Origin of the sequence: Nocardiopsis akebiae (genome assembly GCF_018316795.1) — a bacterium.
In the GTDB taxonomy this organism is placed as follows: domain Bacteria; phylum Actinomycetota; class Actinomycetes; order Streptosporangiales; family Streptosporangiaceae; genus Nocardiopsis; species Nocardiopsis dassonvillei.
Window position 1 is genome coordinate 5,505,078 of record NZ_CP074132.1, and the last position, 13,244, is coordinate 5,518,321.

A 13,244-nucleotide genomic window follows, 5' to 3' on the forward strand; every position below is an offset into this window, starting at 1 on the left:
CCCGCGTGCGGCGGCGCGCTCAGGCGCCGCCGTAGCGGCCGTTGAGGTCGGGGATGTTCATGATGTCGGTGCTGGCCAGCGGGTCGTCCACGTCCACGTCGGTGACGATCATGTACGGCAGCAGCAGCGGGGGCGGGAAGTCCGGCGTGAAGGTGAGCGGGATCCCCAGGATGCGCACGTGCATGCGGGTGATGTGCATCTGGACGGACCCGTCCATGACCATGGTGGGCAGGCCCAGGCTCATCCGGGTTCCGGCGTCCTCGAACCACAGTTCGGCGTTGACGAAGTCGGCCCGGCTCATGGTCAGCCGGATGTACCTGCGGGGCCCGTCGAGGGTGGGGCACTCCACCACGCCGTCGTAGCGGGCCCCGCTCATCGTCAGCCGGTCGGCGGTCAGGCCGGAGGCGCGGACCGAGCCGCTGGAGCAGTCGTAGGCCTCCTCCACCGGAACCTCGGGCAGCTCGCCCTCGTCCCGGGCCGCCTGGCAGGCGCGGACGGCTTCCAGGAACTCCTCCTCGGACCCGGCCGGGGCGGACCCGCCGGTGCCCATCTCGCACTCGTCCGGGTTCGCCTCCCGGTCCGGTTCGTCCTCCTCCGGAGCCTCCTCGGGCTCCTCTTCCTCGGGCTCCTCGTCCTCGGGCCGTTCGTCCGCACCGCCCCCCTCGTCCGCGCCGGGCCCGGTGCCCGGCTGGGCGGGCCGGTCGGTGGGACTCGCCGAGGGCTCGTCCGAGGGGGAGGGGGAAGGCGAGGGCTGTTCCTCCTCGTCGCCCGGGGGCAGGAACCAGTCCCAGGGCCAGTCGGCGGGCGCGGCGGCGCTGGCCAGGGTCACGGCCAGTGCCAGGGGCAGGGCGAGCGCGGCCAGCGGCCGGGACGGAGGCGGGGGTTCGCTGACGGACCCGCCGGGTGTCGCGGAACCGGCGTCCCTGTCGGGAAGGGGCCCCGGAAGGCCCGCTTCGGGCGCGCTCTCGGCGGGGACGGCGGACACGGCGGCCGGAGGCTCCTCCCCGACCGCGCGCCCACCGGCCCCGTCGGTCGCTTCGGGGCCGCAGGGGCCGACGGCCCCGGAAACGCCCGTGTCGGGTGTCGCTGGACCGGCGGCGTCGGGGCCCGCGGCCCGGCGGCCTCCCCGGCCGCGCCTTCGGCGACGGTCCACGTGGGGCGCCCACGCGAAGACGAGGGAGCCGCCGACGATGCCGAGCAGCATCCCGATGACGAAGCCGCCGAAGTTGGAGGTCACGAAGGACACCAGGCCGAGCATGAGCCCGACCACACCGAAGAAGAGGTGCTGCGCGGGCTGGAACCAGCTCAGTGCTCCCAGGGTGATCAGCAGCACCGCGATGAGCGGACCCGACACACCGGCGACACCGGTGTAGGCGATCAGGTCGATGGGCAGGATCAGGCTCTGCGCGGCCGGCGCGACCAGCAGCTCGACTCCGGCGATGACGAGGAGGAGCCCGCCCCAGAACGGGCGTCCGCGCCGCCAGTTGCGCAGACGCGCCCGGCCCCCGCGGAGCAGGATCAGTGCGTGGGCCATGGGATCAGAAGCACTCGTGTTCGCCGGGCCGCACGGCCAGGCTCAGACCGGACAGCTTCAGGGACCCGGAGGTGACCGCCCATGTGGTCAACCGCATGTCGGAGACGGTGATGTTCTGGGACTGGAGGCCGAAACCGCCCGCCGGCCCCTGGCCGCCCTCGGCCCTGTCCAGCGTGCTGGCGTCGCGGCCGATCTCGATGGCGCCGAACTCGGCGTCGCCCTGGAGCTGCTCGATGTCCAGGACGAGGTTGGTGCCCTCGACCGGGGAGGACTCGCCCGCGGTGATGACGAGGGTGGCCCGGCCGATGGGCAGGTCCCACAGGGAGGACATGCACAGGTTGGTCAGCTCGGCGGAGCCCACCGAGGACAGGCCGACCGGGCGGGAGGAGCCGTCGACGGAGGTGGCGGCGTCGCCGTACTGGGTGAAGCCGGTGCCGACGAGCTGGTCGGCGGACATCTTGAAACTGTCACCGGACACCGCGAAGGAGGCGGCGAGCAGGCCCTGGGTGGTCATGCCTCCGAGGACCGCGGCGGCCGCGAGCCCGGGAACGGCCACGAGGGCGAACCTGCGCCAGCGCGTTCCGCCACCGGCTTCGTACTGCTCGGGCGCTTCCTGAGGCGCCTCGGACGCCTCGGACGCCTCGCCGGAAGCCTTGGGCATGAGTACCTCCAGTGTTCCGCCGCCCGTGAGCGGCGAGGGGGAGCCGAACTTGCGCCGAGGCACGCCACGTGTGTTACATGGAACACACCCTACTCGGCGGTAGTGACGAACATTACAATAGTTGTTGTCACATTTCTAGATGGCGCATTCAATGTTGCGGACCCGTATCCGGCGCACTACGGGAGACCGCGACTGACCTGGAGAGAGACCCACCGTGCCCCCAGAGCGCAGCACAGACCCCACCGCCACCACCGTCACCACCAGCTCCTCCGCCTCCACCTCCCCAACCGCCGCCGAAACCCCGACCGGGACCAGGGCCGAGACCGGGTCCCCGGCCGGTGACCGCGCCGACCGCTTCGACTACGACGTCCTGGTCGTGGGCTCGGGGTTCGGCGGTTCGGTGAGCGCCCTGCGCCTCACCGAGAAGGGCTACCGCGTCGGCGTCCTGGAGGCGGGACGCCGCTTCACGCCCCAGACGCTGCCCTCCTCGTCCTGGGACGTCCGCAACTTCCTGTGGGCGCCCAAGCTCGGCATGTACGGCATCCAGCGCATCCACCTGCTGCGCGACGTGGTGATCCTGGCGGGCGCCGGCGTCGGCGGCGGTTCCCTCAACTACGCCAACACCCTGTACCACCCGCTGGACCCGTTCTTCGAGGACCCGCAGTGGCGGCACATCACCGACTGGAAGTCGGAGCTGGCGCCGTTCTACGACCAGGCCCGCCGCATGCTCGGTGTGCGCACCAACCCCACCGTCACCCCCTCCGACGTGCACATGAAGGCGGTCGCCGAGGACATGGGCGTGGGGCACACCTTCCGCCTCACCCCGGTGGGCGTCTGCTTCGGCGACGGGCGGGACGGCGACGGCGCCCGGGCCGAGCCCGGCGCGTCCGTGGGCGACCCCTACTTCGGCGGGGCGGGCCCCGACCGGCGGGCCTGCACGGAGTGCGGGGAGTGCATGACCGGATGCCGCCACGGCGCCAAGAACACCCTGACCGAGAACTACCTGTACTTCGCCGAGCGCGACGGCGCCGAGGTGCACCCGCTGACCACCGTCGAGCGGCTGCGCGAACTGCCGGGCGGGGGCTTCGCCGCCGACACGGTCAGGACCGACGCGCCCCGGCGGCGGTCGGACGCCCGCACGTTCACCGCCCGCCAGGTGGTCGTGGCCGCCGGGACCTACAACACCCAGACGCTGCTGCACCGCATGCGCGACTCGGGCGCGCTGCCCCGACTGTCGGCGAGGCTGGGCACGCTCACCCGCACCAACTCCGAGGCGCTCGTCGGCGCGATGACCCGCCGGGTCCGGCCGCAGGAGGACCTGACCCGGGGCGTGGCCATCACGTCCTCGATCCACCCGGACGAGAACACCCACATCGAACCGGTCCGCTACGGCAAGGGCTCCAACGCGATGGCGCTGCTCACCGCGATGCAGGTGCCCGGCGGCGGGCGGATCCCGCGCTGGCTGCGGTTCCTGGGCCTGGCGGCGCGCCACCCCGTGGTGTTCGCCCGCAGCCTCTCCGCCCGCCGCTGGTCGGAGCGGACCATCATCGGCCTGGTGATGCAGTCGCTGGACAACTCGCTGACGACGTCGGTGCTGCGGGGGCCGCTGGGCGGGAGGGGGAGGCTGACCTCCCGGCAGGGCCACGGCGAGCCGAACCCGACGTGGATCCCGGCCGGGCAGGACGCGGCCACCCGGCTGGCCGAACGCATCGACGGCTTTCCCGGGGGCACGGTGGGCGACGTGTTCAACGTCCCGATGACCGCGCACTTCCTGGGCGGCTGTCCGATCGGCGACAGCGCGGAGACCGGCGTCATCGACCCCTACCACCGGTTGTACGGACACCCGGGCGTCCACGTGGTGGACGGCTCGGCGGTCACCGCGAACCTGGGGGTGAACCCGTCGCTGACCATCACCGCGCAGGCCGAGCGCGCGATGTCGATGTGGCCCAACCGGGGCGGGGAGGACCCCCGGCCGGAGCAGGGCGAGCGGTACCGGCGGGTCGGGCCGGTGCTCCCGGCGTCCCCGGCGGTCCCGGCGGGGGCCTTCGCCGAACTGCGGTTCACCGTCCCTCTCCCGCTCACGGTGGTCGACTCGGAGTCGCCGTCGGGGGGCGCGGTGACCGTCGGCGAGACGACCGGGACCGGTGGGGACGACGCACGAACGTGAGGACGGTGTCCCGGGGTCGTTCGTCCACAGGGCGGTGAACGCCCTGGCGGTACCGGGGAGCCGCTCCAGGGCGTGTTCGGTGGATCTTGTCGGGCCGGACTGTCGGGCCGTGCGCGCGGCCGGATGGGGAACCACGGGTCCGGGACTCGAAATCCACCGGACACGCCTTAGCAGGCCGTGCGGCTCCGCGCAAGAGGCCACTACCTCAGTGCGGACCGGCCGCCGTACTCATGCGCCCGCGGCCGCACGCGCCGAAGATGGGGTCGTGACGAACAAACCGCACATGCTCGCCCTCGGCGCCCTCGCCTTCCTCGGCTTCCCGGTCACCGCCTGCGCACCCGAACCCGGAACCGTCCAAGCCGAGGCGACCGAGCGGGACGCTCTCCCTCCCCTGGGTGCCGACGGGCAGGCGCCCTCCGAGGACCTGTCCCTGCAGGAGGCCGCGCCCTTCCTGGAGGCCCAGGGGTACTTCCCCGCCGAGGGCGACCTCAACGGCTACGAGGTCGGTCACCTGCCCGACGACGTCGGGGGCACCCCCTACGACCTGGACCACACCGCCCTGGCGGCCGCGCGGGGCCACGTCGTCCCCGACCTGCACGAGGTCGAGCGCTCGTGGCTGGCCGACACCGTCCAGGTGGACTACCTGATCGACGACAACGACCAGGTGATGCCCGAACGCGAGGCCGTCGCCGTCTCCGCCCTGTACGTCTCCGTCATGCGGCGGGACGACCTCGCCGACGCCGACGCCTACTACGAACTCCTCGGCTCCACGCTCGAAGAGGAGTTCCCCGACTCGCCGGCCCGCGAACTCCCCGGCGGCGACGGCCACTACAACGGCTCGACCGCGGTCTTCTGCCCCGAGCCGGGCGTGATCGTCTGGCTCTCCTACGTGGACGACGCCTACTGGGAGGAAGTGGAGGCGAGCGAGGACCCGACCGCCGAGGGCGACCCCGAGGAGGTCCTGCGCATCGTGGAGGGGATCACCCCCGCCTGAAACCGCGGGCGGGCGGGGGAGGCGGATGCCCGCCCGCGGCCCGGGGCGGACGCCTTTCCGATCCGCCCCGGGCCGCCCGCACGCCGCCGCGGTGCCCGAGCGCCACGGTCCCTGGCGCACCGTCCGCGCACCACGCGGACCCGGCACGCCCTCCCCGAGCGCGAGGGCCAGAAGGCCGACCGCCGCAGACGGGGCTCGACCGGCGGCAGGCCGCCCGGCTTCGACCGGCAGTCCCACCGCCGACGCGACCGGGTGGAGCCGCTGACGAACCGGCGCAAGCAGTACCGGGCATGGTCGGCGCGTGACGACGAACCCGCCACGACCTACCCGACAGGCGGGATCGCGGACATCCTCATCCGGCTAGGCGCACGACCCGACCGTCCCGGAACCCAAGATCCGTCATCCACGCCCTGGGCCGGGTCCCGGGGGCGCCGGGTGCCGCCTCCGGGCGGGCGTACCGCTCCCGGTTCCCGGCGTCCCCCGCCCGCCCGGCGTCCGCCAGAGCACGCCTCGGCCTGTGGAAGCGCGCCCGCGCGGTGGGGCCGTCGACACACCCGGCGCTCGGGCAGGTAGCCGGCCCGCGAACGCGCTCGCGCGCTGCAGTCGCACACGCACCCGGCGTCCGCGGGGCGCGAAGGCCGACGAGCGGACCGAGGGCCCTCAGGCGGACCCCGCCACGCCCTCGGGCCCCCCGCCGCGCTGACCGCCCACGGCTTCCTTGTCCGCGCCGTCCTTTTCCAGGTACTCCATCGCCAGGGCGAAGTGCTCCCCCATGACGTTGGTGAGGTTCTCCGCCATCGCCTGCGCCAGCACCGCGTCCACGGCCTGCTGCGCGAGCGGGCGCACCCGGCGGATCAGCTCGGCCATCTCGGCGGTCTCCTCGCTGCGGACCACCGTGCCGGGCGCGTACTCGGCGATGATGTGGTCGGCGACCAGGCGGACCATGTGCTCGGCGACGTGGCCGACCTTGTCGCGCAGGTTCTCCGCTATGTCGAGCACCGAGTCCACCGTCATGCCCAGCTTCACCAGTTCGACCCCGGCGTGCAGCAGCCGCGGGCTGGGCACCCGGAAGCGCAGCCCGTCGCGTTCGAGCACGCCCAGGTCCAGGGAGCGCTTCACCGTGCGGGGCGTGACGCCGTGGCCGAAGAGTTCGCGCAGGTCGCCCATGGTCAGATAGCCGGGGATCTCGTCGCTCCAGGCGTCCCCTATGGCCGACTCGAAGCCCAGGATGTCGGAGAGGTCCCCTCCGCGCTCCCACACCCGGAACATCTCGCCGATGTTGGCGAAGGTGTAGCCGCGCCGGAGCAGTTGGCCGATCAGCCGCAGACGCGCCAGGTGCGCCTCGGAGTAGATGCCCACGCGGCCCTCCCGGCGGGGAGGCGCGAGCAGGCCACGGTCCTGGTACACCCGGACGTTGCGCACCGTCGTGTCGGCGAGCCGGGCGAGTTCGTCAATGCGGTATTCGGCCATGGGTCCAGCCTAGAGACAACCGTGAACCTTACTCGTCAGTAAATTTCCCGCCCCACCCCATTGCATTGTGACAATGCCCGTTGTAACGTTCCGGCAGGAACTGTGGAGGAGATCACATGAGGACCCCCCTGCCGCGTCACCTGCGACGACTACCCGGCCAGAACGCCCTCGTCACCGGCGCCTCCGGCGCTTTCGGCAGTGCCACGGTGGCCGTCCTCCGCCACCTCGGCGTGAACGTGGTCGGCATCGACCGCAAGCCCGCCCCCGGAGTCGTCGGCTGCGACATCACCGACGACGCGCAGGTGCGCGAGGGCGTCGCCGAGGCCCTGGACCGGCTCGACGGCCGCCTGGACCTGCTGATCCACTACGCGGGCGTCGGACCGGCCGTGGACATCGGCCGGGCCCCGGACGTCCACGTCCACCAGGCGCTGGAGGTCAACCTGCTGGGCACCTGGCGGGTCACCGCGGCCGCGATGCCCGCGCTGCTGCGCAGCAGGGGACGCGTCCTCGTCACCGCCTCGCTCCTGGCCAACCTGTCGCTGCCCTTCGCCGGGGCCTACACGGTCTCCAAGAGGGCGCTGACCGCCTACGCCGACTGCCTGCGCGCCGAGTACGGCTCGCACATCGGCGTCACCACCGTCCACCCCGGCTACGTCGACACCCCGATCCACAACAGCTCCCGGGCCACCGGAGTGGCCCTCGACGGCCTCGTCCCCGCCGAGAGCGAACGCGACACCGTCATGGCGGTGGTCCGCGCGGCCGGGGCCAGGTACGCCCGCCGCGACACCGCCTCCACCGCGCTCGGCACCGCCGGGCTCCACCTGTTCCGGCACTTCCCCGGCACCACCGAACAGATCGTGTCGCTCCAGGTGGGCCTGCTCCTGTCGGACGGCGCCTTCGGGGAGGCGGAGATCGCCCGGGGACTCCACTCGCGGCACGCCAACCCCCTGGTCCGGCCGGACGCGTCCTGAGGAGGAACGAACAGATGACCGCTGAGATCACCGCCAAGCCCAAGATCACCGACCGCGAGGACATCGCCAAGCGCCTGCTGCGCGGCTCGGCCAAGGCCTCCTTCGACCCCCTCGTCGAGATCGACTGGGACGCCCCCGTGGACAAGGACATGTGGGCGATCCGCCCCGAGCGCCTGTCGCTGTACGGCACCTACCTGTGGGACCGGCTCACCGAGGAGCAGCGCAAGGAGCTCTCCCGGCTGGAGATCGCCAGCGTCGCCACCATCGGCATCTGGTTCGAGACCATCCTCATGCAGATGCTGGTCCGCCACGCCTACCACCACGACCCCAGCACCAACCACGTCCAGTACGCCTACACCGAGATCGCCGACGAGTGCCGCCACACCGTGATGTTCGCCAAGATGGTGGGCAAGCTCGGCTGGCGGACGCACAAGCTCGACCCCGTCGCCTTCCACCTCGGCAACCTCTTCAAGACCATCGCGCACGGCCCGCTGATCTTCGCCGGGGCGCTGTTCGTCGAGGAGGTCCTGGACCAGCTCCAGCGCGAGGCGGTGCCCGACGAGCAGATCCTGCCGCTGGTGCGCTCGGTCTCGCGCATCCACGTGGTGGAGGAGGCGCGGCACATGCGCTACGCCCGCGAGGAGTTCCAGCGCGACTGGGCCACGCGCGGCCCGCTCAACCGGGCCTACAGCCGGATCATCCTCGGCCTGGTCACCTACTACTCGGCCACCCGGCTGATCAACCCCAAGGTGTACGCGCAGGTCGGACTCGACCCCCGCGAGGCCTCCCGGGTCGCCCGGAACAACCCCCACTGGATCGGCACCAAGACCTGGGCCGCCCGCAAGGTCGTGAGCACCCTCGACACCGCCGGAGCCATCACCGGCCTGGGCCGCTACTTCTGGAAGAGGGCCGGACTGCTCGGCTGACCCCTCCCCGGCTCCGGACGCCTCTCCTGTCGGCACCCCGCGGCCGGGCCGCCTCGGGGGAACGGGCCCGCTCCCCGTCCTCCCCCGAACCCGCAGGCCGCGGACTCCGGTCCGGAAGCACCGCGGCCTGCGGTCCCCAGACCCCATCGCCGGAGGACGAAACGCGCCGCGTCCTCCGGCGGTGGACCAGCCTCCCGGGGGCGAGACGCGCCACGTCCCCGGGAGCCCTCTCCCCGGAGGCGGAACACGCCGCGCCTCACGGGGTGGCAACTCCCCCGGGGGCGAAACGCGCCGCGCCCCCGGGGGGACACACCCGCCGATCCGGACGGCGACACGTCCGGGCCGGTCCGCACGAAGGGACCAAGACGTGACCGAAGCACCACCCCACTTCCGGGTGGCCGTCATCGGCTCCGGCTTCGCCGGGATCGGGATGGCCGTCCGCCTCAAGCAGGCCGGTCTGAAGGACTTCGTGGTTCTGGAACGCGCCGGCGGGGTCGGCGGCACCTGGCGCGACAACTCCTACCCGGGCGCCGCCTGCGACGTCCCCTCCCACCTGTACTCGTTCTCCTTCGCGCCCAACCCGCACTGGAGCCGCAGCTTCTCCCCCCAGCCCGAGATCCACGACTACATGGAGCGGGTCGCCGGGGAGTACGGGGTTCGGGAGCACGTCCGCACCGACCACGACATGAGGTCCGCGCACTGGGAGCCCGGGGGCAACCGGTGGCGGATCGAGACCAGCCGGGGGACCGTCACCGCCCAGTTCCTCGTCAGCGCGGCGGGACCGCTCGCGGACCCCTCCTATCCCGACATCAAGGGCCTGGACACCTTCGAGGGGACGATGTTCCACTCGGCGGCCTGGGACCACGACCACGACCTCACAGGCCGCAGGATCGCGGTGATCGGGACCGGGGCGTCCGCGATCCAGTTCGTGCCCAGGATCCAGCCCGCGGCGGGGAGGCTGACACTGTTCCAGCGCACGGCCCCGTGGGTGATGTTCCGGCACGACCGCGGCATCACCCGGCTGGAGCGCTGGCTGTACCGCAACGTGCCGCTGACCCAGCAGATAGCCCGCAAGAGCATCTACTGGGGCCGGGAGACCTACATCCTCGGCTTCGCGAAGAACCCCAGGCTGCTCTCGGTCGTGGAGAGGCTGGGCCGGGCCAACATCCGCCGCGGCGTCAAGGACCCCGAGCTGCGGGCCAAGCTCACGCCGGACTTCCGGGCGGGCTGCAAGCGCATCCTGATGTCCAACGACTACTATCCGGCGCTGGCCCGGCCCAACGTGGACGTGGTCACCGACGGCATCTCGGAGGTGCGCCCCCGCGCCGTGGTCACCCGCGACGCCTCGGGCCGCGAGACCGAGCACGAGGTGGACACGATCATCCTCGGCACCGGGTTCCACGTGAGCGACCCGCCCGTGGCGCGGCGGATCTTCGACGCCGAGGGGCGCTCGCTCTCCGACCACTGGGGCACGGACGTGCAGGCCTTCCGCGGCACCACCGTGGCCGGGTTCCCCAACGCCTTCGTGCTGGCGGGGCCCAACACCGGGCTGGGCCACACCTCGCAGCTGTTCATGATCGAGGCCCAGATCCGGTACACGATGCAGGCGCTGAAGTACCTGTGCCGCAACGGCCTGGACCGCATGGACGTGCGCCCGAAGGCCCAGCACGACTACAACGAGATGGTCGCCAGGGCCATGGAGGGCACGGTCTGGGTGACCGGGGGCTGCGACAGCTGGTACCTCAACGAGCAGGGCCGCAACACAACACTGTGGCCGACCTTCACCTGGGAGTTCGCGCTGCGCACGCGCTGGTTCGACCCCCACAACTACGACCTGCGGGTGGACCGCTCCCGAGGTGGCGCCCGGCGGCACGCGGTCCGCGCCGAAGCGGCTCAGGAAGGGAAGCGGTATGAGCGGGTTCGGTGACGAGGAGGAGGAGTACCGGGGCACGGTGACGGTCGTGCTGCCCGTGACCGGCGGCGCGCGGCGGTCGGAGCCGTCGGAGCCGTCGGAGCCGTCGTCCGGCACGAAGGGTGCGGCAGGTGCCGCGGACGCCGGGGATGCGGCGGACGAGGGCGTCGCCGTGCGGGTCCGGGCCCACCTGGCGGGCCACTTCTCCCCCCTGACCGGCGACTACCGTTGGCGGGGGCGGCTGTCCCCCAGCCCGGAGGTGACCGAGGCCTTCCGCGAGGGGGTGCGTACGGTCGTGGTGCGCACCCCCGACGGATTCGAGGGCACCGGGGTTCTGGACGAACCCAACCTGTGGGGCGGCCATCCGGTCAACGGGGCGGGTTCACCGCCCTTCGCCGTGCCCCACGTGGACATCGACGCGTCCGACGACTGAACGCGTCCGCGCACGCCCCGGGCCCGCGCCGACCCGGGGCGGCCCCTTCCGGCTCCGGCGCGGCCTTCCCCCGAAGCGAGAGGTATCCCCGATGGCAACCCGACACGTGGGTCAGGTCCGAGAACTCCGGGTCCGCTCCGACGACGGCACACTGCTGCACGTCGAGGTGCGCGGCCCGGAGGACGGGCCGACCGTGGTCCTCGCGCACTGCTGGGCGACCTCGCTCGCCTCGTGGGGGCCGGTGGTGCGCGAACTCGACCCGTCCCTGCGGGTGGTGCTCTACGACCAACGCGGCCACGGGCGCACCCAGGCGCCGCTGACCAGGGCGGGGTACGGCGCGCGGAAGCTGGCCGAGGACCTGTGCGCGGTCCTGGGGGCGACCGTGCCCGAGGGCGAGAAGGCCGTGGTGGCAGGGCACAGCATGGGCGGGATGACCATCATGTCGGCCGGCGCGCACCCGGTGTTCCGGGAGAGGGCCGCCGCGGTGCTGCTCACCAACACCGGGTGCAAGGAACTGCCGATGCGGTCGACCGCGATTCCGCTGCCCGGCCCGCTGGGCGCGCTGGGCGCGCAGCTCTTCCTCAGGGCCCCGGTACCGCTGGGTCCGCGCAACGCCCTCACCACGGCGGTGCTGAAGTCGATGGTGATGGGCAGGAGGGCCGATCCGCGCATGGTGCGGCTCTGCATGAGGATGGTGCACGCGTGCGGTGGTGTGTCCCGGGGCGCGTGGGGGCGGGTGATCTGCACGCTGGAGGCGGAGGAGACCGCCCGGCAGATCTCGGTGCCCGCGGTGGTGATGGTGGGGACCGACGACAAGCTGACCCCGCCCTGGCACGCGCACCACATCGCCTCGCTGCTGAAGGACTGCCGGGAGGTGCGGGAGATCCCCGGCGCCGGCCACATGGGACCGCTGGAGTACCCGAAGGCCCTGGCCGAGGCGGTGGACGGGCTCGCCGCCGAGCACCTGGAGCCGCGGACGCGGGCCGCCTGACCCCGGCTGCGCACCCGCACGCCCCCGGTTCCCCCGCCGGGGGCGTTGGCGTGCGAAGACCCCGGAGGCGCGGGGAACACGCACGCCGGGCCGCGCGGAACGGGGCGGCCCGGACCCGCGTCACCGGGTGAGCCGGGCTCACCGCGTGTTCCCGGGCGGCGGACCGGGGAGGTGGCCGCACGTGGCCGTGACCGCAGAAGCGGCTGCCTACCGGGGTTCCGGGGACGGCTCGTCGGTGGCGTCCGGGACGGCCTCTGGTTTGGTGTGCAGGACCTCACGGGCCTGCTCCGAGGCGCGGATGATGCTCTCGCGGACGAAGTCGACGAAGCGGGCGATGTTCTCCAGGCGCACGGCGGCCGGGGTTCCGGGCCCCAGCACCTGGACGCCCTGACGTGCGGCTTCGACGAGGTGGGCCTCCGCCCGGGCGTTGGCCAGCATCGACTGGTACCAGACGTCGTCGTCGACGACGTAGCGCTCGCGTCGGCGTTCGTCGCGTTCGCGGCGCACCAGGCCCTGGCCCTCCAGGAACGTGATCGCCTTGGAGACCGAGGCCGGGCTGACCTGGAGGCGCTGGACGAGTTCGGCCGCGGTGAGGCTGCCCGTGTCGGTGGTGTAGAGGGAGACCAGGACCCGGGACGTCATCTTGGGCAGGCCCGACTGCATGAAGACGGCGGCGAACGCCTCCTCGTACTCGCGCACGGCCTCGGCGTCGCGCCCGTAGGCCTGCGGGGGCGCCTGTGCCGCACGGGTCGCGGTCTTGGTGCGGCGGCGGGTGCGGTGCTGGGTGGCGCGGTGTGCCAGGTCGGCGCGGTAGCCCGCGGGGCCGCCGTTGCGTGCCACCTCGCGCGTGATGGTCGAGGTCGGGCGGTCCAGGTCCTTGGCGATCCGCGCGTAGGCCAGTCCCCGGGTCAGTCCCAGTTCGATCTGTCTGCGTTCGGACTGGGTGAGCCTGCCTCCGGGCATCGCGGTCTCCTTCAGGGTGCGTGGGTGCGCCCAGCCTAGCGTTTACTTTCCATCCATTGCAACGCCCTGGGGAGAACTCATTGCATTAAACCCAGAACCATTGCAACAATTTCCCACCTCTTGCCTGCTGATATCGATTTCACTCGTGGATCCTCTGTTGCCATAATGATGAATGCAACGTAGCTTTTCCAACATCAGAAACAGCGGGCCGCGCCAGCGCCG

Annotated in this window: 11 protein-coding genes; 7 read left to right on the forward strand and 4 right to left on the reverse strand. The window is 72.5% G+C overall.

From position 1 onward, the window contains the following. Nucleotides 1–19: 19 nt before the first annotated feature. Together KGD83_RS23445 and KGD83_RS23450 are read right to left on the reverse strand one after the other, a co-directional pair. Nucleotides 20–1,534, reverse strand: coding sequence for a DUF6114 domain-containing protein (locus tag KGD83_RS23445; protein WP_212641197.1), 1,515 nt, complete (start codon nucleotides 1,532–1,534; stop codon nucleotides 20–22). Between the two features lie 4 nt (nucleotides 1,535–1,538). Continuing rightward, nucleotides 1,539–2,195, reverse strand: a complete 657-nt coding sequence (locus KGD83_RS23450; RefSeq protein WP_212644574.1) for a DUF6230 family protein — start codon at nucleotides 2,193–2,195, stop codon at nucleotides 1,539–1,541. Nucleotides 2,196–2,409: 214 nt separating this feature from the next. Between KGD83_RS23450 and KGD83_RS23455 the strand changes: the two genes are divergently transcribed. Next, entirely contained in the window at nucleotides 2,410–4,362 is a 1,953-nt protein-coding gene (locus tag KGD83_RS23455; protein WP_275956927.1) for a GMC oxidoreductase, read from the forward strand. Between the two features lie 265 nt (nucleotides 4,363–4,627). Next, nucleotides 4,628–5,356: a hypothetical protein gene (locus KGD83_RS23460; RefSeq protein WP_212641198.1), complete on the forward strand. Its 729-nt coding sequence runs from the start codon at nucleotides 4,628–4,630 to the stop codon at nucleotides 5,354–5,356. Nucleotides 5,357–6,016: 660 nt separating this feature from the next. On the opposite strand, the gene KGD83_RS23465 is transcribed toward KGD83_RS23460, so the two are convergent. Continuing rightward, the gene (locus tag KGD83_RS23465; protein WP_212641199.1) at nucleotides 6,017–6,826 is read right to left on the reverse strand and encodes a MerR family transcriptional regulator; all 810 of its coding nucleotides are present in this window, start codon (nucleotides 6,824–6,826) and stop codon (nucleotides 6,017–6,019) included. Nucleotides 6,827–6,942: 116 nt separating this feature from the next. Between KGD83_RS23465 and KGD83_RS23470 the strand changes: the two genes are divergently transcribed. The 5 genes from KGD83_RS23470 to KGD83_RS23490 all read left to right on the forward strand — a co-directional run bounded on the left by KGD83_RS23470 (nucleotide 6,943) and on the right by KGD83_RS23490 (nucleotide 12,059). Further along, the gene (locus tag KGD83_RS23470; protein WP_212641200.1) at nucleotides 6,943–7,797 is read left to right on the forward strand and encodes an SDR family NAD(P)-dependent oxidoreductase; all 855 of its coding nucleotides are present in this window, start codon (nucleotides 6,943–6,945) and stop codon (nucleotides 7,795–7,797) included. Nucleotides 7,798–7,811: 14 nt separating this feature from the next. Beyond that, entirely contained in the window at nucleotides 7,812–8,723 is a 912-nt protein-coding gene (locus KGD83_RS23475; protein WP_212641201.1) for an AurF N-oxygenase family protein, read from the forward strand. Between the two features lie 367 nt (nucleotides 8,724–9,090). Further along, complete coding sequence (locus KGD83_RS23480; protein ID WP_212641202.1) at nucleotides 9,091–10,650, forward strand: flavin-containing monooxygenase; 1,560 nt, start codon at nucleotides 9,091–9,093, stop codon at nucleotides 10,648–10,650. Continuing rightward, nucleotides 10,634–11,068, forward strand: a complete 435-nt coding sequence (locus tag KGD83_RS23485) for a DUF4873 domain-containing protein (protein WP_212641203.1) — start codon at nucleotides 10,634–10,636, stop codon at nucleotides 11,066–11,068. The genes KGD83_RS23480 and KGD83_RS23485 overlap by 17 nt, the downstream gene beginning before the upstream one ends. Before the next feature lie 91 nt (nucleotides 11,069–11,159). Next, complete coding sequence (locus KGD83_RS23490; protein ID WP_212641204.1) at nucleotides 11,160–12,059, forward strand: alpha/beta fold hydrolase; 900 nt, start codon at nucleotides 11,160–11,162, stop codon at nucleotides 12,057–12,059. A 207-nt stretch (nucleotides 12,060–12,266) separates the two neighbouring features. On the opposite strand, the gene KGD83_RS23495 is transcribed toward KGD83_RS23490, so the two are convergent. Beyond that, the gene (locus tag KGD83_RS23495; protein WP_212641205.1) at nucleotides 12,267–13,022 is read right to left on the reverse strand and encodes a GbsR/MarR family transcriptional regulator; all 756 of its coding nucleotides are present in this window, start codon (nucleotides 13,020–13,022) and stop codon (nucleotides 12,267–12,269) included. Nucleotides 13,023–13,244: the final 222 nt, after the last annotated feature.